The sequence below is a fragment of the Streptomyces sp. F001 genome (genome assembly GCF_004187715.1).
GTDB lineage: Bacteria > Actinomycetota > Actinomycetes > Streptomycetales > Streptomycetaceae > Streptomyces > Streptomyces flavusporus.
This window is the reverse complement of record NZ_QZWF01000002.1, coordinates 1,142,835-1,161,036: the sequence shown is the minus strand read 5'-3', so window position 1 is coordinate 1,161,036 and position 18,202 is coordinate 1,142,835. Positions and strand designations below refer to the sequence as shown.

Below are 18,202 nucleotides of genomic sequence, written 5' to 3'. Positions count from 1 at the left end.
CGGCTTCCACCGACGCTACTGCGCGTTCAGGAGACGACCGTTCGCGGTTTTGCCGTGGCGCTCAGGTAGTGCGTGTACTGCTCTTCGGTCAGGCGCTGTCCCGACCAGCCGCTGCAGAACGAGCACCTGGGCCCGTTCCATTGCCAGAAGTCCTCTAGCTCCAGCAGTTGCGCGAGGGAGATCCGTTCCAGGCCCGGGCCCAGGGACCTCGCATGCCGGCAGGCGTCGCCCACTCCGTGGGAACGGCCCGTGTACCGGCTGTGCAGGTTCGACCCGTACACCCACACTCCGGCCAGCGGCCCCAGCCAGCCGGGGTTCTCCCGGAAGGGGCGGACGTCGAAGGAGTCGGCGGAGAAGGTGACCGCGTCGGCAAAGGCCTTGTGCAGCCCGAAGTGGACGTCTCGGAGCTGTGCGCCCAGCTCCCGCAGATCCGCTTCGCTTGTCACGTCGGCGGCCAGGGCCAGTGCTGTTCGCTTGTCGCGGCTGTCCCACCCGGCCTGCTGACAGCGGCCCTGCAGATAGAGCAGGGAGTCCCGGGCGCGCAGGCTCCCGATGGTCTCCAGCCAGCCCTTCTGAGCCTGCAGCCGCTGCTCCGGCGCGACCGCTCCCCGCGCTGCCGCGGGCTCCTGCTCCATCTGCTCCTCCTGCTCCTCCTGCTCCTTCTCCCGAACGATCGTGAGCGAGGCGGCTCGTGGACGGTAGGTCTGCGAGAGCTCGAGCAGTTCCTCGCGCCGCTGGGCCAGCAGGTCGCCCGGTTTCCGCAAGGCGGGGTCCAACAGGTAGACGCCGTCCTGGAAGTGGGTGAATCCGATGCTCTCCCACAACGCGGCGATCTTGCGGCGGGCCTGTTGCCGGTAGGCCTCGGACGCCTCCTCCCGGTTGTCGGGCCATTCGGCCATGCCGGGTTCGGCGGCCACCGCGCAGCAGCCACCGGACAGGCGCCGGATCGCCTCCGCGGCAAGGACGGGACCGAGTCCGAAGCCGCGCCACGCCTTGTCCAGGAAGACCCGGTCGAGGATCAGCAGGTCACCTACCGGGCATTCGATGGCCTCGTCAAAGGCGTCGGTGTATTGCCCGGTCCGGGGGTCGAGGACGGTGGAGGCGATGGATTCCAGGTCGCCCGACTCCGCGTCGGCGGCCTCCCATCGGTTGTCCGCGGTGTAGTCACGCAGCCGGCACAGGAGCAGGTAGCCGATTTCCGTGCCCTCCTCGATGGCTCGCTCGCAGGCCTCGCTGCACCCCTGGGGGCACTCCTCTTCCTCGCCGTGGAAGAGGCGCACCGAGACGTGCCACTGCTCCAGGGTGTCCTCGAAGTCGAAGGGCTCGACGGGATGGTCGTGGGTGTAGACCAGGCGCAACCGGGCCGGGTCGCCGGGCAGTTCGCGTGCCGGGCGGCGAGATGCAGTCATGTCTGGGGAGGGTAGTGGGCAGGTCTGACAGCCGCCGCGGATGCGGCCCAGGATGAAAGACCCGCGGCCGCCCCATGCGCGCGTGACGCAGGCACCCTGCAGGCGCTGTCCTGGTCTGCCGGGGACAATGATGCCGAAAAGCCTTACGCGGACGGGCCGACTGGCTATGGTCGTTCGCGGACCCGGGTTGTCGATCGCATCGGCGGCACCAGTCACCTTTCGGTTCTTGCGCTGTCCGGAGATGCGGCTGTACCGCACCTACCAGCAGCTTTCCCTGTCGTGTGCGGTGGGCCCGTGGTCGGCCGCGGTCGTTGGAGTGCTCCTGTGACAGCCCCACCGGTTCCGGCCGTGCCCCGCAGCTTTCTCTGCGAGCACGCGAGCAGCAAAAGCCGTGTCCTTGTCCTGCTGGCCCATGCGAACGGACCCACCTGCGTGCAGGCCGTGTTCACCTGCCGGGACGCCCACGTGGCCCAGCACGCGGCCCGGCTGCTGTCGTCCGCCGCCCTCGACGGGGCCCTCACCGAGCAGCAGGAGATCACGGCGCACAAGATCGCCACGGCGCTGCCGGACGCCCCGGCCGCGTCCTTCCGTCAGGCCCTGGAGCGCGCTCGGGCCAGCGTGTGGCCCAGCGCCGCCCCCGCGTTGTTCTCCTGGCCTGACGACGACCGACTGGAGGGGCCGGCGCAGGACGAGCCCGAGCTTCCCGTCTCGGCCACTCGATCACCAAAGGACGCCCGGCTGGCCGACCTGCCGGGCCTGGTGGTTCGGGTGGTGCAGCTGCGTGAGTTCCACGTGTACGACCAGGCCAAGCTGGTCGCTGCCGCGGCGGCCGGCGGCTGGCAGCCGATGGAGGATGAGGAACTGGGCGAGGACGATCCGCACGACCTCGTGGGCGCGGTCATGTTCGCTGCGGAGAGCACGGGAGAGCTGCCCGGCATGGACTGGCTGACCGATGCGCAGGAAGGCCAACTGCTGCTGCCCGCACGGGGAGACGAGGTCGCCGACTGGTCGACCGAACCCGTCCGCATCAACTTCGGCACCGGCTGGCGGCTCCAGCAGGCCGCCAACCCCTATGCCGCACCCCCGCGAAACCCCGGTGCCACTGCGGCTGTACCCGAGGAGCCGCAGCCGGACTTCGCCTCGCTCTTCGCCCTGCCCGCGGCGTGCGACTGCGAGGAGGAAGACTGCCAGAAGTGCCACTGGACGTTCACGCCGCGCACGGCCGATCTGCTCTTCAGCGCGCTGGACGAGCTTGCTGAGGCAGCCTACGACGACGCCGCCGAGTTGGGTGAGCGTCCCGTCACCCAGGACGATGACGGTGCGTGGGGCTTCTTCTCCCGTCTGCCGCAAGTGACATGGCGCCAGAACCTGCAGTGGCGCCGCAACCTGGCCCGGGCCTGCGACGATCTGGCAGGCGACCTCCAGCGCGGCAGCTGGCCCCGGCCCACCTGCGCGGCCGAGGAGATGGTCTTGCACCTCGCTCTCGGCGAGGCCCCCGCCCATCTGGAAGCCGGCGACAGCGCGCATGCGGCGCTGCCCAAGCACCGCGACGACTACGACTTCGACGCCTGCTCGGACTTCTTCTTCCAGGACCACGACGTGCTGTGGCTGTACGACAGCAAGTACAACGAGGGCTCCGATGAAGCGGACGGCTCGGAGCCCTCCCCCATCCCGCCCGCCTTGCATCCGGACAACTGGTTCGAGGACTTCGGCAACGTCCCTGCGCGCTCACCTGAGCGTGGACACCGTCGCTGAGCCCGCAGGCATTCGCCGACTGCGTGAGCCGACCCCTGGCCCTCGCATACCCCCTCCCTCTTTCCGCCCGCCCACGCGGCCGGTCCGCAGATCTGCAACAGAGAGCACGCTGTATGAACGTGAGCACGCAGCCCGTGTGGGCTGAGGAGAGATTCGACCGCAACAAGGTTCGCCAACTTCTGGTCCCCCAAGGCCTATTGGAGGTCGTGGACGACGATGGACTCCTGCGGATCTCCAACGTCTACGGCAACTGGCCCGCGGTACGCACCGCGGCAGAGGCAGCCGACGGTCTGACGGCCGTGCTGCCCAGCCGGTCGGGCCGCGAGGTGCGCTGGCAGGGCAGCCGGGCGGCGCACACACCGCAGGCGGTGGTGGAGTCGTATCGGGAGGCCATCGGCTTTCGCCCGTACGGTGAGCCTCACAGCCTGCGCCGCCCGCAGATCGGCGCCCTGCACGCGGTGATGGGCCACTGGGCCTCGGGGCTTGCCGATCCGGGCATCGTGGTCATGCCCACCGGCACCGGCAAGACCGAAACCATGCTGGCGCTGCTGGTGGCCGCACGGATGGAACGACTGCTGGTGCTGGTTCCCAGCGCCGCCTTGCGGGACCAGATCGCGGGGAAGTTCGAAACGCTCGGCATCCTGCAGCAGGAGCAGATCGTCACTCCCGCCGCGTTGCGGCCGCGGGTGGGCCGGCTCGAGCACGGGTTCAAGGACCCGGAAGAGGCAGATCGGTTCGTTGCGGCCTGCAACATCGTCGTCGCCACCCCGCAGATCCTCAACAGGAGCGTGGGAAACGTGCGGATGGCGCTGCTGTCGTCGTTCTCCCATCTGATCGTGGACGAGGCGCACCACTCTCCCGCGGATACGTGGGCGCGGGTGATCGATGACTTCTCCGACCGTCCGGTGCTGCTGTTCACCGCCACCCCGTTCAGGGAGGACGGCCGCCGCCTGCCCGGCCGTACCGTGTTCCGTTTTCCGCTGCGGGAGGCCCAGCGGCTGGAGTACTTCAGGCGCATCAACTACCGGGCCGTCTTCGGTGTAGAGGACGTCGACCGGGAGCTGGCCGAGCTAGCCGTGGGCCAGTTGCGCGCGGATCTGGAAGCCGGACACGATCACCTGCTGATGGCGCGGGCCGAGAGCATTCCGAAAGCCGAAGAGCTCGGCCTGCTCTACCAGGAGTTGGCGGCTGACCTCAATCCCACTGTGGTCCACCAGAACGTGGGCGTCACCCGCCGCAAGGCTGCCGTGACCGCGCTGCAGACGCGCGAGTGCCGCATCATCATCTGTGTCGACATGCTCGGTGAGGGGTTCGACGAGCCTGCCCTGAAGATCGCGGCCATGCACGCGGCCCGCAAGAGCCTGAGTCCCATGATCCAGTTCGTCGGCCGCTTCACGCGTGCCGCGGACGGGCTAGGGGAAGCTACCGTGTTCGTCGCGCAGGAACCGGGCGCCGGCGCCTCACCGCTGCGCCGCCTGCTGCGCGAGGACGCCGACTGGAATCATCTACTGCGCGACCTCACCGACCGCGCCACCCTGGCAGCGGAGGAGACCACCGCCTTCGACACCACGTTCACCGGTGCGCCCGAGGACGTGGCGGTCAGTGTGCTGGAGCCGAAGATGAGCGCAATCGCCTACCGCGCGACCACCGCAGAATGGAGACCCGAGGCTGCCCTTACGCTGTGCAAGGACAACGAGCGCGTCCTGGACGACGCCATGGCCCTGGGCGGCGAGGACTCCCCCGTTGCCTGGTATGTCATCGAGCGGCGCGCTCCTGTGCGCTGGGGCGCCCCGCAGGAGTTGGAGCAGGTCGTCTACGAGCTGATCGTGCTCTACTTCGACACCACCAGGCGGCTGCTGTACATCCACGGCTCGGAGAAGTCGAGCACCTATAAAGACCTGGCCGAGGCGGTGCTGGGCGAGGACTGCGAACTGATCAACGGCAAGCGCACCTTCCGGGTGCTGGCCCGCCTGGACCGGCTGGTGCCGACCAACGTGGGCCTGAAGGATGCCCGGGACTACTTCACCCGTTTCTCCCTCCACGTCGGCAGTGACGTCTCGCAGGGCTTCACCACCGCCCAGGAACACAAGAGCCAGACTCACATCGCCGCATCCGGGTTCGACGACGGCGACAGTGTCTCGATCAGTGCGGCGCACTCGGGCCGGTTCTGGTCCCCCACCACCGCGCCCAGCCTGAAGGCCTGGACCGACTGGTGCGACCAGCAGGGCACCAAGCTGCTGGACAGCACCATCAACCTGGAGCAGGTCTTCGACGGATTCATCATCCCCGAGGACATCACCGCACGGCCGCCGTACGCGCTGCTGGGTGTCGAGTGGCCCTGGCAGGTCTACCTCGGCTCCCGCGACCGGTACACCCTCACCTACGACAATGTTCGTTATGCCCTCACCGACGTGGACTTCGAGGTCGACGACTACTCCCCCACCGGCCCGTTCCTGTTCTCCCTGACGACTCCCGCCTGGCGCGTCGCCTACCAGGCCGACTACGACACCAAAGGCCTCATCTACCGGCCGCGCGAGCAGGACGCGGTCATCGTCGGCAGCGGCCCAGCTGCCGAGCCGCAGCCGCTGGAGGAATGGCTCAACGCGCACCGGCCCGACCTGTTCCTGGAGGGCGACCGCCTCATCGACGACGAAGGCAAGCTCATCGCCCCGCGCTACACCCGCCGCCCCTACGACCCGTCCCTGCTCACGCCGCTGGATTGGCGAGGCGTGGACCTCAGCAAGGAGTCACAGAAGCCGGAGCGCCGGGCCGACTCCATCCAGTACTACATGTCGGCCCACCTGCAGGCCACCGGCTCGTTCGGCGTCCTTCTCGACGACGACGGCCCGGGCGAGGCAGCCGACCTCGTCGGCCTCAGGGTCGACGGCCGCTACCTGGATGTGACGCTCGTGCACTGCAAGTACTCCTCCAAGCCCACTCCCGGCACACGGCTGAAGGACCTGTACGAGGTGTGCGGCCAGGCCATGCGCGGTGCCAAGTGGCGGCGCCAGAACGCCCTGCCCCTGCTGGATCATCTGCACGGCCGGGCCGTGCAGTACGCCCGGCGCACCGGCGGTATCTCGCCCTACGAAGTCGGCGGCCCCAAGGACCTGTTCGCCATCCGTGACCGGGCCCGCCTGCTGCGGCCGCGATTCCACACGATCATCGCCCAGCCCGGTCTCCAGGCCCGCAAGGCCACCGACGAGCAGCTCCTGCTGCTCGCGGGTGCGGAGAAGTTCGTCCGGGACACCAGGGCTGGCGACTTCACCGTCTTCTGCAGCCGGTAGTTCCACGGGCGGGATGCTCAGCCGGGCAGCTGCAGGCGCTGCCCGGCTGCCGTCCTGGTGCCAGCCGGGGCGGCGGCGTGTAGGCACTGGTCCGTCACACAGACCGGGATGCCCCGGGGCGGGTGCAAGAGCTCGCACATCGTCTTTGTGAGACGTCTGACGGTTTGCCATGCATGATGACTTCTTGTTCGTACGGCCCGAGCGTGATCGGGCCGAGTGTGAGGGGGATGGGGATGAAGCACACGCCGCAGGGGACGGTTGCGTTGCCCCGCAGGATGAGGCACCTCGAGGTCGACCGCCGCGGCTATCCGGTGATTGCGACGGTGGACCGCAGCCCGAAGGAGGTGAACTTCGGTGGCATCAGCGAGCGGCGGAAGCTGGCATTGGCCGCGTTCGACTGGTGTGCGGTGTGCGGCATGCCCTTCGCGGACGAGCTGCGCTGGCAAATGGTCTTCCAAGACGGGCCGTTGCCGTCCTCCGTCATCAGCGGGGAGGCCCCGGTGCACGAGGTGTGCGCACTGTATGCGGCACAAGTGTGCCCCTACCTGTTCTCCCCTCACTCGCGTCTGGGGGACGAGATGCGCAAGGGAACGGTGCGCGACCCCATGGTGCGGTTCGCGGGCTTTGAGTCCACCAGCGCGGTAACCGCCCACGAGTCGCAGCTGCAGCCCGGCGTCTACACCCTGCACTTCGAGCACCGGGGCCAGGCAGACGAGTTCTCCTACCGCACCCCGGACGACATCCGCGGGCGGTTCGCCGATGCCCTGGAACGGGAGAAAGACCTTCCGGTCAGCGATCCGGAACGCGAGCTCATCCGACTGTTCAACCGGCTGGATGAGGGAGGCGAGGTAGCCGGTGCGGCGCTGGCGGCGGGAGCCGCCTTCGCCAAGGACATCTTCGAGGTACAGGGATTTGGCCCGTACCGCGGCAAAAGCTACCCGGTCGTCGCCGGACTGCTGCTGAAGGGCACCGAACAGGAAATCCGCGAGTTCTCCGACGGCTCCGGCGACGAGGCATTCAGGGCCGTCGGCCCCTGGGTGCTCGAGCGCGCCGGCGAGTTCCCCACCGCGCTACAACGCTGGCGGGCTCGTGGGCAGAGCATGGTCCGCCGCCCCACTCCTGCCCTACTGCAGGGACCCGGGCGCAGTGTGGCCAAGAACGCGCCCTGCCCCTGCGGGTCAGGGCGTAAGGCCCGCCGCTGCCACCCTTCCGGCGTTGCCGGCTGACAACGCTCACGCAAAACTTCCTCGCTGGGTCGTCCCCGGCCGACCGGTCCCACCGGTCGGCTCTGCCCTGCGGCGGACCCGGTATCCCCTGTCTGCAGCACAACAACGTGCCGCACCATGCCAGTGGGTCGTTACAGGCAGACGGGTGTCGAGGACGTCGGACGGAAGAGGACTGCGATGTCGTACGGCTATGGTGGAGGCCCGAATTGGCCCATGATCCGTGCCAAGCAGCGTGCCGAGAGCGAGGCCAACAATGCTCGTCGTCGCAGCGCGGAGCTGCAGGCGTCGGCATCCGAGTGGCAGGCGAAGTTTGAGGCGCTGGCCGAGCGCGTACGGCAAGCTGCGGATCGTGCAGGTCGGGAGCACCAGCAGGGAGACGGCTGCTTGTGCCGCTCCTGCTGGGATGCCGTGATCACTAAGATCGTTAAGGAACCGCAGGCCGGTGAGACGGCCACCGGGCATTTCGGCAACTCCGCTGGCACGTTCTCCTTCGACGACCTTTTCGGCCGTCCGACCCCACCGGGGCGCGGCTGACGAGTCCGAGTGGGCGTCGCTGGGCTTAGGCACTGTGCCGCGTCGGCCGGGCCAACGACAGCGCCCGCAGACCGTCCCCAGTCTTGCGCACCGGGTCGCCTGCTGGGCCCGGAGGATCCGGGGCGGTGTCGGCATGTCGTCAACTTAACGCCGCCGTCGACAAGTTGAGCTGGGTGAAACGTCGGGGGCCGAAACGACAACGGACACGCTGCACCTGCGTCGGCCCGTCACTGCTGCCGCCAGCGGCGGGTAATGAGGTTCAGTGGGCACTGTGCATCGTGAAGTTGCAGGTCACGGGACTGGTGTGCGCGGGGTTCGGGATGCTCGGGCTGGTCGCGGGCGGATGACTTCGGTGAAGATCGTCGGTCAGCGGGAGACTGTGTGGTTCGTCAGGACCAGCAGAGCCCTCACCAGGGCGGTCGCCCACTTCGGGTCGGTGCGGACCTTGCCGAGGACCCGCCAGTTCTTCAAGTGCGCGAAGCCGTGCTCGACCGGCGCCCGGACCGCGGCCAGCGTCGTGTTGGACAACTTCTGACCACGTGTCAGAGGCCGGTTCCGGGCGGCCTTGTAGCCGGTGATCACCGCTGGGTCGGTGTCGGGATCGCTGTCGTCGAGGCCGATGAAGCCCAGGTCGGCGATGGCGCCGAGGCCGGCTGCCCGCAGCTTGGCGGTGAGCTGGTCGTGTCGGCAGGCGGTGATCTCCGAGGTCCGCCCGGGCCGGGCCGCGGAGGCCCAGAGCAGTCGGCCTCTGTCGTCGGTGAGTGCGATCACGAGCAGGCCATGGCATTTCTGTTTGCCGGAGTAGTTCTTCCGATTCTGTGTCCCGGTGCGGCGTCGGGTGCGGATCAGCGTGCCGTCCAGCAGGACCACCCCGCCGCCCGTTCGGGCGATCTTCTTCAGGGCCCTCTCCAGGCGTGGGGCGCGGGCGGCCAGCAGAGCGACGACTTCCCGCACCCACCGAGTCACGGTGGTGCGGTGTATCCCGTTGCCGCCGGCCAGGTCACCCGGCCGCTGGTCACAGCGCAGCACCGCCAGCACGATGGCGGCGATCCTCCCGGCGGGCAGGGCCCGCCACCGCGAGCCGATCTTCTTCAGACGGCCGCGTATCAGGTCGGCGAGCCAGTTCAGGGTGGCACTCGACAGCGGCAGGCGGGCGGTGTAGACAAGGCCGTCAGGGCCCTCGGCGAGACCGTTGTTTTTCTTCACACCAAACTCAACTGCCGTCGGGGGCCCGCTGGTTACGTCCCGGCGATGCCCGCCTCCGGCGCCGCTACGGGCGTGCGGTGAACCTGCCGTCGGGTCGTTTGTGCAGCCAGCCGCGGTCGGCGAGTTTGGTCATCTTCGCGCGCAGTGGCTCCAGTTTGCCGCGCACCGCGACTTCCAGGCCCAGTTCCTCGCCGACACCCCTGACCTGCACCGGGCCGTCGGCGGCCCGCACGATCGCCAGGATCTTGCGGTAGTCAGCGGGCAGAGCGGCCTCGTCAGGATTCTCGCTGCGGTGCCCGATCAGCAGCACCGCCCGTCCCGCCACCCGGGCGGGAGCCGGGGCAACGGCCGCGGCGGCCTCCTCCGCGGCCCGGTCCTGCTCGGCCAGCCGGTTCAGGACCCGCTCGGCGATCACCAGTTCCTCCCGCTCGACCTGGACCTCCTGCAGCTGCTTGGCCAACTCCTCGGCGAGCGTGTCCAGTTCACTGCGGCGAGCCGTGATCCGCTCCAGATCCTGCATCCCCGCACCTTCCCCGCAACCTCCCGGTGTACCGGCCCGGTGACGGATCGTAGGAGCGTCGCCACGGTGAGCGCAGCAGAACCCGAGAACGGCCCCAGCCACCCGGTCAGACGATCTTCACCGAAGTCATCCGCCCGCGACCAGCCCGAGCATCCCGAACCCCGCGCACACCAGTCCCGTGACCTGCAACTTCACGATGCACAGTGCTCAGTTCGGCGAGGAGGCTCGCGTCGCGCACGATGGTCTGCAGCCAGTCGACATCGGTGGGGCGCAGGCGTTGCAGTCCGCCGCGGGAGAGTGTGATTAGCAACGACTCGGCGTGTTGGGCGAGCCAATCGTCGGCGCCGAGGTCGCGGGCTAGGCGGAGCAGGCCGACCGCGGCCTGGGGCGGCCTGGGGTGGGGTATGCGTTCCAGCAGGGTGATGCCTTCGGTGAGTACGGCCCGGCCCGGTGGGTGGTCTGCGGCCTGCCACATGGTGCTGGTCTGGGCCTCGGTGAGCAGGCACAGCAGTCTGGTCAGTGGGTCGCCGCCGGCATCGAGGGCGGGTGCATCGGGGCCGAAGCGGCGTGTGATCCGGCCCAGTTGGTCGTGCGGGACGTCGGGACGTCCGGCGAGGTCGTTGACGCATTGGGCGAGGACCAGCCAGGTCCGGGCGGACAGGCCGCCGGCGCCGGTGAACTGGGTGGTAGTCAGCTGGTCAAGGATGTCGCTGACGGTGGCTACGGGCAGGTCGGCGGCGGCGTGGAGCAGGTGGCGTCCCAGGATGTCCGCGGCCAGCAGGCGCTCGTTGCCGGAAAGGCTCCGCAGCATCAGGAGAAGTTCGGCGTAGGGGGCGCCGGGCGGCCATGGATCGTTGGCGGGCCGGTACAGCAGGCAGATCAGCGCGTGCGCGAGGGACAGACTGCGTGTGCGGTCCACCCCGTGGTAGGTCTCCAGGGCGGCGGGCATCTGGTGCAGGACCGGCGCCACGGCGTGCAGCACGTGCTGTGCACCGAGGTCGTAGGTGAAGGCCGCCGGCCGATACAGGCTGGCCGGGGCGGCGCCGTCGCGGTGGTGGAAGGTCTGCGCTGTGGTGTCGTCTCGGGTGGCGAGGTTGACGGCCCAGGCGAGTTCTTGTTCGGGTCGGCTCGTGGACAGCCCCACGTGCAGGTCCCCGCGGCCGGTGGCGGGATCGGTGAAGGGCTCGGCGGTCAGGATGCGGGTGAAGGCGTCCCAGGACCCGTCACTGAACTGCGAGCGCCACAGCAGGGTGTGGCGGCGCCACCGGTCGGCCGTGTTGCGGGTGCCCACAACGGTGGAGGCGCGGAGGGTGGAGTGGGCCAGGACGGCCAGCAGGAGCAGGTTTGCGCTGTAGACGGCGTCTTGCTGAGTGCGGTGTGTGGGCCCGGGGCGGTAGGGCACGTGGGTGCGGTGGTGGGTGTCGCCGAGTGCTTGGCTGAAGAGGTTCGTCAGCAGCGTGGTCAGGCCCGCGCGCTCGGCCTGGATGAGGGGGGTGAATTGTTCGCTGGTGTTGCGTACGACTTCGGCCCGGTCGGTGAGCGGGACGTGGGAGAGCAGCGCGTACAGGCGGCCGTCGTCGACGGGGTGGCCGCTGTCCGGGCTGGTGGTGGCCAGGAGATGGCGCAGTTCGCCGGTGACGAGGCGGGTCAGCAGGTACTCGCCGAAGGTGACGTGCAGGAATTCGTAGGCTTGGCGTTCGCGGCCGGTGACGATTGCCTGGGCTTCGTGGATGAAGAAGAAGCGACCGAACAGCAGGGGCGCGGCGTCAGAGGGGACAGTGTCGAGCAGGGCTGCGAGGTCTTGTTCGGCGTCGGTGGCGGTGATGCCTTGCCGGTGACGGTTGAACATGCCGATCGCGATGACGGACAGGCGCTGCAGTTCGTGTTCGACGCGGGCGGCCTCGGTGTCGGCTGGCAGCGCGTTGTGTTTGGTGACCTGGCGGCGGACGAACTCGGTCAGGAGCCGCTCGTACAGGCTCAGGCGTTGCATGTCCTCACCGTGCAAATGGTGCAGGGCATTGTCGGAGGCGCCGTAGAGGGCGAGCATGAGCAGCAGCAGCGGCTGGCCGGCGAGTTCTTCATGGCGGCCCACCACATCCCACGTCAGGGGCTGCAGGGCGTGGGTGGAGAAGTAGCGGCGGTTGGTGGTGTTCCAGACGTGGAGCCAGCCGCGGATGCGGTCTGCGTCGAAGGGTTCCAGGCGGATGACGGTGCTGAGATGAGGGGTCAGGGCCTGGTCGGCGACCACGGTACGGCTGGTGACGATCACGATGGTGGGGCGTGCGTGGTCGGCCTCACGCTGCTGGAACTGCTGGACGCTTTGCAGGTAGGTGAAGTGGCGAGCGGGATCCATGTGGTCGGCCGCGGCCTGGAGCAGTTCGTCGAAGCCGTCCAGGAGGATAACTCTGACGACGCCAGCGTCAGGGTCGGTCACGTCGGGCCAGGGGATGCGGCGGCCGGTAGAGCGCAGCAGCGCTTCCTCGAGCTGCTCCTGGACGCCCAGGTCGGCGGGGAGGTGACGCAGTTCGACGCGCTGGCAGAAGAATTCCGCCGCGGGCAGGCGGGCGGCGATCAGCTTGGTCAGCAGCGACTTGCCGGATCCGGGGTGGCCCAGGATCAGCAGTGGCGCGCGGGTGGCGTCCTCGGTCAGCAGATGGGCGGCGAGGAAGTCCTCCAGGTCGCCCCACAGCGGCTGCGCCTCCCACCAGTCGTCACGGGCCAGGGTGCGGTCGCCTGAGCGCCCGGCCACGCGGAAGGCGGGGTTGATGTAGCCGGCTTCCAGGTCGGGGATGCGCGGGCCCGACTCCTCGACATGGGCAAGCGGGGCACGGAGGTGCTGCTGGTGCGCGGGGGCCGGGGCGGCGTTGTCCTGGGCGAAGGTCTCCAGCAGCCGGGACAGGCCGGCCAGGCCCCGGCTGGGTAGGCCAGCCTGTGTCGCGGCCTCGGGCGGGTCCAGGGCTTCGGGCGGATCTTCCGTCTCGGAGGTCAGGCGCAGTTCGGGGCATTCCCACGTCACCTGGGCCAGCAGGGCCTGGTAGCGGCGCCAGGCGCGGTGCGCGAGTCTGTCTGGCTGCTGGCCGCCCACGCCGCTTTCGTCGCACACGGTGTCGGCCGCGTAGGCATAGGCGGCGGCGATTTCCGCGCGCAGCTCGGCGGGATGCCGCACCCGCTGTGATCCCAGGGTGACGCGCTCCAGTTCGGCCACCACGTCGCCGGTGAGGTCTGCCTGCTCGTGCCCGAGTTCTGTCGTGTAGTAGATGCCGGAGGTGCCCACGGCCTCGCAGAACGCCGTCACCAGGATGACCAGATCGGCCGCGCGCAGCAGGGCGGTGCGGGTGGTGCCGCAGCTGGCCCGTACCCGGTCGGCGAACCCTTCCAGCACAGCGTTCAGGTCGGTGACGACGGCGCCGTGCAGCTTCAGTGGCTCCAGCAGTTCTGCGGCCAGCCGGTCGAAGCCCGTCCTTTCTCCAATGAGGACGTTCACGGCGCTCACGAAGTCGTCGGGGATGGTCTCGGCGCGTGGCAGAGCGGGCGGTTTGGCGGCGCGTGGCCGCGGTGGCGCCTGGTCGGCGTCGGTTTCCGCCTCATGGTGGCGGTGGCGCCAGTAGGCCAGGTCGAGGGTGAGCCCGGACGGCGGGGTGGTGGTTGCGTATTGGTGGCAGTACTCCACGATGCGGGCGACATCGTCCCAGGGCGGCAGGGTGGAACGATGCCCGTTGAGGAGCATGGAGATGGCGGCGGTGCTGCGGTTCACGGCGCGTGCCAGGTCGCTTTGCTGGATGCCGCACTCACGCACCAGGCGTCCCAGCAGCTTGCAGAAGACCGCTACAGGTCCCGAGGTCTCCCCCACGCTCACGCACCCACCCCCGCCGTTCACGCTGATTCAGTGTGATCTCTGGCAGCGTAGGCAGTGACCTGCGTCAACTCCCGTCTGCTTTGGGACTTTTCAACAAAACCGCGGCCCGGTCCTGCCGTCCGCCACGGTCGATGCGACACAACCCCCATCCTCTTTGAGGAGTGCGCATGTCCTGGCTCACCGTCCCTGTCCCGGCTCTGGTGCTGGCCCTGGTGTTCTCCGTGTTCGCGGGCGTCGTGCTGCCCGCGGTGTGGTCCACGCAGCCCGCACGCCGGAAGGCAGCCGCCGCCGTTCTCGCGCAGCTCCTCCAAACTGGGCGCGATGTCGGCGGTACGCGGCTCTCTACGTTGCCATCACCACCTCCTGCCGACGCAGCCCCGGCCTATCACCAGCGGGCGCATGGCGAGCCACGCCACCCGGACAACGAAGCATGAAGCCGCTGTCCTATCTCATCTGCCAGGTCGCCCCGAAGGTCATCGAGACCGGCATCGAGGCCATCATCGACGAATTCCTCGACAACCGGCGGCGGCCGCTTCGACGGTGATCCGATTCTGCAAGTCGGACGCGCGTCCCGTCCTTTCATCTGCTCGTTGCACCGCACGGGGCCTGCTCACGGGAGGGTGTCCCTCGACCTGGGCCGGCGGTGTCCTGAGCCCGACTCCCCCATCGGCCGCCTGCGCCGAGGGCGCGTCGGTGACACAGCGTCGCCGCCGTGCCGATCCGGCCTTGAGGCGCTGGACCACCTTCGTCTGCTGCATCCGCCGGACTGGCTCATCGTGTGTGATGGGGGTCTGGCCTGGAAGAATGCGATGCATGTCGCGTGCTTCCTCATCAGGTCCTACGGATGATGCTCAACTCCCTTTGCGAGCAAGGGAACGTCTCAAGGCCGTCGTCTTCGATGCCAACGCCTACGGCAAGGCCCGTCCCGACTTCGAGCACCTCAAACGGCTCGCCGGCCGCCTCGCCGCAATCGGCATCGAGACCTGGGTACCCGAGCCGGTGTCGTGGGAGTGGGCTGAGCATGTGGCCCGCGACTGGCAAGCCGTCAAAAACGCCGCACGGCAAGAACGGGAGGGGATGAAACGGGCCGGCTTGCAAGTGGACACGCCTGCGGCGTACTACAGCAGCCGCGACACTGTGATCGATACCGTCCTGGCCAACTTGAGCGCGATACCGCACGTAAAGATCATCAACCTGTCGGGAGCCAGCGCTGCCGCAGCGTTGAAGGATCAGGTTCTCCAGCACGAGCCGGCCAAGCTCAAGGGCGACGTCAAGACCGGCGCGAGTGACAGCGCCTGGCTGCGCGATGTGCTGGACCGCGCCTCCTCCGAACAGATCGTGATCGTCTCCTCGGACGGTGACGTGAAACGGGCCTTCACGGCATGGAACAAGCCGGTGCCGCTGATCCTGAGAAGGGAGAAACTGCGGCCGACGCTGTTCGATGTCACCGTCGATGACGGGCACGCCCAGTCGTCCATCGTGCGCTACCTCCTCAGCCGACTGCCCGTCGGCAACCTCGATGGCGGGGACGAGGATGCGGGATTCGACATCGGCCCCATCCTGGGGCTGGAATCCGCGATCGCCCACGAGAGGGACGGTGACGGCACCAGTCTCAGCGCCTACGGAGCCAGCGTGAGCAGGCTCGTCGCTCTCGCCGGACTTTACGACGTCAGCGTCGAGCACGGAGTGCCGGATGACACCGATGGCGCCGCCGGTCCGGAGGAAAACCCGGGCCGCACCCGGCCTGACGATCTCGGGTCCGCCAAGCACGATGTCGCCTACGCCACGGCGTTCTTCCTGGCGGAGGGTGAAGCAACGGTCCAGACGTTGCTCAACGGCGGCGATCCAGAAGTCTCGGTCCTTCACTACGACAACATCCTGGTCCGGGCACAGCTCAGCTTCCGCTTCACGGACGGCGCGATCACCGCGGTGGCGGCAGAGGCGGACGCCACCGCCCTGCTCGTCGAGCGGGCGTTTGATGATGACGATGACGCACTCAGTGCCCTGGCGGAGGCGCTGACCAGCGTTCCTGGTCTCGACCTTGACACCGGCTTCCCCTGGAATGGGAGCTCCGACCTGAGCGCGAAGATCCACGGAGTGCCGGCCCGGGTCGGCGTGGGCATAAAGCGTGACGGCGGTGATTGGACACTGACGGCGGCTCTCTGGCGCACCAACCCCTCCGGAGAGGATTCCGATCTGACCGGAGAGGTCGAGGTGGCGTGCACCTATGACCCGAGCTCCTGGTGGGGTAGCAGCAGGGACGGGTTCCAAGGCCCCGACGCATACCAACTGTCGGTCTCCGCGACTGATCTTCCAGGCAACCACGGGGTGTGGTCCGTGCCGGCCTGGGTCATCAGCAGGATCGACTGGTCCACATTTGATCCGGCCGAAACTGCCTAGCCGCGTCGAGGCAGTCGGCGGTGCACGGCCCCGTTGAGGATGATGAGGGTGCGTCGGACCATGCCGGATGGGCATCGGTCGCACACCGTCTTCATCCAGCCTCCTGCCCGGTCCCCGCACGTTCTGCGGTATCCGGGACTCCACAGAGAAGTCCTATCGGTGCTCAACAGGGCGGTGTCCGAGCGTTGCGTGGCCCGCTCGTTGGCCTACCAACGCCACGACTGCAGGTGGCGACGCAGCCTGGCCAGCGCCCCTGGCCTGTGCTTCGGAATCTCGGGCGAGCAGACGACGGTCACGATCCCTGTTCTGGGCGATTTCTGCCGCCGAGTAGCGCCGACTCCATCGGACACGGCCGTCATGGATCCAGTAGTGCGACCGGCAAGGGAGAGCCCAGTTGCCGATCGAGGGGGTGAGAGACACGTTCTCGCCGTCGTAGGTGATGGACCATTGGGCTGGGGAGAGGGGTGTGACGACCTCGTGGCCGCAGCCGCAACAGCAGAGGTGACCGCAGGTGCGGTAGGGGATCGAGACGTAGAGAAGCCCCGAGTCCATCGTTGGGGGAAAGGTCTCGGTGAAGACCGGGCGCAGGGTGTCTTGTGCGGTCACGGCAGGTCCTCGTTGGCGATCTCGTTAGTGATCAGTGAGTACGTGGTGTGGCTCTCGCCGGTGGCGTCGGCGTAGATGCCGATGGCGCGTTTCCAGCGGATGACGGCCAGGACGGCGTTGAGCGCGTTGAGATCTGCGGTCTGGATGTTGCGTGCATAGGCGTCGCGTTCGGGCGCCGGCTGGGGAATACGGCGGCGGGCTGCGTCTCGGCGGCCCGGGAGGCTGGTGGTGACGCGCAGGAGTCCGCTGAGGCGGCCGTCGATCTCTTCGATGCCCATTCCGACGTCGATGAACGGTACGTCGTGGACTTCGAGCCAGTCGATGATCGCCGGCTTGCCGGCGGCGGCGTCGGAGGCGAGGAACACGAACGTGGCCCCGGTGAGCAGGTCGAGGTTGTCCTCGTCGAGGTACTGCTCGCAGGCGGACACGCCGCGGTGCATGTCGGCGTAGATCGAGGCGAAGTGGGTGGCCTTGGGCGGGCGGGCGCGGAGGGTGTCGAGGGTGGGGGCGCCGGGGGCCCGGAAGGCGTTGTGGTTGTCGAAGGTGTCGCCGTCGATGAGGAGGATCGAATCGACCTCGGTCTTGGCGACCTGGTCGAGGATGTAGCTCCCGCTGCCGCCGAGGCCAACGATCACGATGCGGTGGCCTCGGAAGCGGCGGTTGATTGCCGCGATACCGGCACGGGTGGTGGCGGTGTCACGGTAGACGAAGGGGCTATCATCCTCGATCTCCTGCCATGCCGCGCCGGGAGTTGCGGTGGCCGAGGAGTCGAGTGCCTGCGCCTGGTCGGCGATGATCCTCGCGTACGCGGTGATCTTCGTGTACTCGTCGGGGTAGCCGTCGGGGCTGGGTTTGCTGGAGAGCATGAAGTTCGCCTGCATGCCCTCGGCGATCACCCGGGTCTCGGGATTGGCGAGGGCCAGGGGGCGGCCGTGCTCGTCGCAGGGAGCGGAGCCGCTGAACCAGATGCGGTGGTCGGTTCCGGAGACCAGCCGGTCCCCGCTGATGGTCACGGGGTAGGCGAAGAAGCCGTGTTCGACGGTGCGGTTCTCGGTGACGTACGGGATGTGCCGGACGACGATGTGGCCTGCGTGGACGACGACGTCGTAGCCGTCGTCGAGGAGGCGGGTTAGGTCCGGGTCACGAGCGAGAAGTGCGGTAGGCATCGAAGACCATCCCCTTCTTCACTCTGACGCTGTGGCCAGCGGTGAGGCTGCCCGTTCCGTGGCCGTCGTGGCCGCGGCTGTAGCGGACGGTGTAGGTGTCCTGGTCGTTCGGCGGCTGGCCGGGGTAGGCCAGGTCGACGACCTGCTCGAAGGTGATTTCCTTCGCCTTCCAGGTGTGCGGGCGGGCGTTGACGATGATCGTGACGGGCGCGGGCCCGTGGCTGTCCTGAGACATGG

General features: G+C 68.5%; 13 protein-coding genes. 6 read left to right on the top strand and 7 right to left on the bottom strand.

Going from position 1 to position 18,202, the window contains the following annotated elements; genetic code table 11:
- Positions 1-26: 26 nt before the first annotated feature.
- Positions 27-1,409 carry a hypothetical protein gene (locus StrepF001_RS46390; RefSeq protein WP_206306835.1) on the bottom strand — a complete coding sequence of 461 codons (1,383 nt, stop codon included), beginning with the start codon at positions 1,407-1,409 and terminating at the stop codon, positions 27-29.
- A gap of 432 nt (positions 1,410-1,841) precedes the next feature.
- On the opposite strand from StrepF001_RS46390, the gene StrepF001_RS12895 reads away from it, so the two are divergent.
- The 4 genes from StrepF001_RS12895 (at position 1,842) to StrepF001_RS12880 (ending at position 8,211) form a co-directional block, all read left to right on the top strand.
- Complete coding sequence (locus StrepF001_RS12895) at positions 1,842-3,164, top strand: hypothetical protein (RefSeq protein WP_129798342.1); 1,323 nt, start codon at positions 1,842-1,844, stop codon at positions 3,162-3,164.
- Positions 3,165-3,277: 113 nt separating this feature from the next.
- On the top strand, positions 3,278-6,451 hold the full coding sequence (locus StrepF001_RS12890) for a DEAD/DEAH box helicase family protein (protein ID WP_129798341.1): 3,174 nt from the start codon (positions 3,278-3,280) through the stop codon (positions 6,449-6,451).
- 233 nt (positions 6,452-6,684) lie between these two features.
- On the top strand, positions 6,685-7,677 hold the full coding sequence (locus StrepF001_RS12885) for an SEC-C domain-containing protein (RefSeq protein WP_165396244.1): 993 nt from the start codon (positions 6,685-6,687) through the stop codon (positions 7,675-7,677).
- A gap of 213 nt (positions 7,678-7,890) precedes the next feature.
- Positions 7,891-8,211 carry a hypothetical protein gene (locus StrepF001_RS12880; protein ID WP_129798339.1) on the top strand — a complete coding sequence of 107 codons (321 nt, stop codon included), beginning with the start codon at positions 7,891-7,893 and terminating at the stop codon, positions 8,209-8,211.
- A 366-nt stretch (positions 8,212-8,577) separates the two neighbouring features.
- Here StrepF001_RS12880 and StrepF001_RS12875 read toward each other — a convergent pair whose 3' ends face one another.
- From StrepF001_RS12875 to StrepF001_RS12865, 3 genes are all read right to left on the bottom strand, one after another.
- Positions 8,578-9,417 carry a transposase family protein gene (locus tag StrepF001_RS12875; RefSeq protein ID WP_129798338.1) on the bottom strand — a complete coding sequence of 280 codons (840 nt, stop codon included), beginning with the start codon at positions 9,415-9,417 and terminating at the stop codon, positions 8,578-8,580.
- 64 nt (positions 9,418-9,481) lie between these two features.
- On the bottom strand, positions 9,482-9,937 hold the full coding sequence (locus StrepF001_RS12870; RefSeq protein WP_129798337.1) for a hypothetical protein: 456 nt from the start codon (positions 9,935-9,937) through the stop codon (positions 9,482-9,484).
- 106 nt (positions 9,938-10,043) lie between these two features.
- Positions 10,044-13,793 carry an ATP-binding protein gene (locus StrepF001_RS12865; protein ID WP_129798336.1) on the bottom strand — a complete coding sequence of 1,250 codons (3,750 nt, stop codon included), beginning with the start codon at positions 13,791-13,793 and terminating at the stop codon, positions 10,044-10,046.
- A gap of 167 nt (positions 13,794-13,960) precedes the next feature.
- On the opposite strand from StrepF001_RS12865, the gene StrepF001_RS12860 reads away from it, so the two are divergent.
- Positions 13,961-14,227 (top strand): hypothetical protein, encoded by a 267-nt coding sequence (locus StrepF001_RS12860; protein WP_129798335.1) that lies wholly within the window; start codon positions 13,961-13,963, stop codon positions 14,225-14,227.
- A 379-nt stretch (positions 14,228-14,606) separates the two neighbouring features.
- Positions 14,607-16,193 (top strand): hypothetical protein, encoded by a 1,587-nt coding sequence (locus StrepF001_RS12855; RefSeq protein ID WP_240797450.1) that lies wholly within the window; start codon positions 14,607-14,609, stop codon positions 16,191-16,193.
- A gap of 153 nt (positions 16,194-16,346) precedes the next feature.
- Here StrepF001_RS12855 and StrepF001_RS50075 read toward each other — a convergent pair whose 3' ends face one another.
- Genes StrepF001_RS50075 through StrepF001_RS12845 form a run of 3 tightly spaced genes read right to left on the bottom strand, consistent with a single transcriptional unit; the run spans position 16,347 to position 18,200 of the window.
- A complete protein-coding gene (locus tag StrepF001_RS50075; protein WP_346656932.1) occupies positions 16,347-16,745 on the bottom strand; it encodes a DUF6527 family protein in 399 nt (132 codons plus the stop codon).
- Between the two features lie 50 nt (positions 16,746-16,795).
- The gene (locus StrepF001_RS12850) at positions 16,796-17,965 is read right to left on the bottom strand and encodes a ThiF family adenylyltransferase (RefSeq protein WP_129798334.1); all 1,170 of its coding nucleotides are present in this window, start codon (positions 17,963-17,965) and stop codon (positions 16,796-16,798) included.
- Entirely contained in the window at positions 17,940-18,200 is a 261-nt protein-coding gene (locus tag StrepF001_RS12845) for a multiubiquitin domain-containing protein (protein WP_129798333.1), read from the bottom strand. Before StrepF001_RS12845 ends, StrepF001_RS12850 begins: the two co-directional genes overlap by 26 nt.
- Positions 18,201-18,202 lie beyond the last annotated feature (2 nt).

Excerpts from the sequence above, each read along its gene's own strand:
- StrepF001_RS12860 (WP_129798335.1), top strand. The coding sequence starts at position 13,961 with ATGTCCTGGCTCACCGTCCCTGTCCCGGCTCTGGTGCTGGCCCTGGTG.
- StrepF001_RS12855 (WP_240797450.1), top strand. The coding sequence starts at position 14,607 with ATGTCGCGTGCTTCCTCATCAGGTCCTACGGATGATGCTCAACTCCCT.
- StrepF001_RS46390 (WP_206306835.1), bottom strand. The coding sequence starts at position 1,409 with ATGACTGCATCTCGCCGCCCGGCACGCGAACTGCCCGGCGACCCGGCC.
- StrepF001_RS12845 (WP_129798333.1), bottom strand. The coding sequence starts at position 18,200 with ATGTCTCAGGACAGCCACGGGCCCGCGCCCGTCACGATCATCGTCAAC.
- StrepF001_RS12870 (WP_129798337.1), bottom strand. The coding sequence starts at position 9,937 with ATGCAGGATCTGGAGCGGATCACGGCTCGCCGCAGTGAACTGGACACG.
- StrepF001_RS12885 (WP_165396244.1), top strand. The coding sequence starts at position 6,685 with ATGAAGCACACGCCGCAGGGGACGGTTGCGTTGCCCCGCAGGATGAGG.
- StrepF001_RS12890 (WP_129798341.1), top strand. The coding sequence starts at position 3,278 with ATGAACGTGAGCACGCAGCCCGTGTGGGCTGAGGAGAGATTCGACCGC.
- StrepF001_RS50075 (WP_346656932.1), bottom strand. The coding sequence starts at position 16,745 with ATGGACTCGGGGCTTCTCTACGTCTCGATCCCCTACCGCACCTGCGGT.
- StrepF001_RS12850 (WP_129798334.1), bottom strand. The coding sequence starts at position 17,965 with ATGCCTACCGCACTTCTCGCTCGTGACCCGGACCTAACCCGCCTCCTC.
- StrepF001_RS12880 (WP_129798339.1), top strand. The coding sequence starts at position 7,891 with ATGATCCGTGCCAAGCAGCGTGCCGAGAGCGAGGCCAACAATGCTCGT.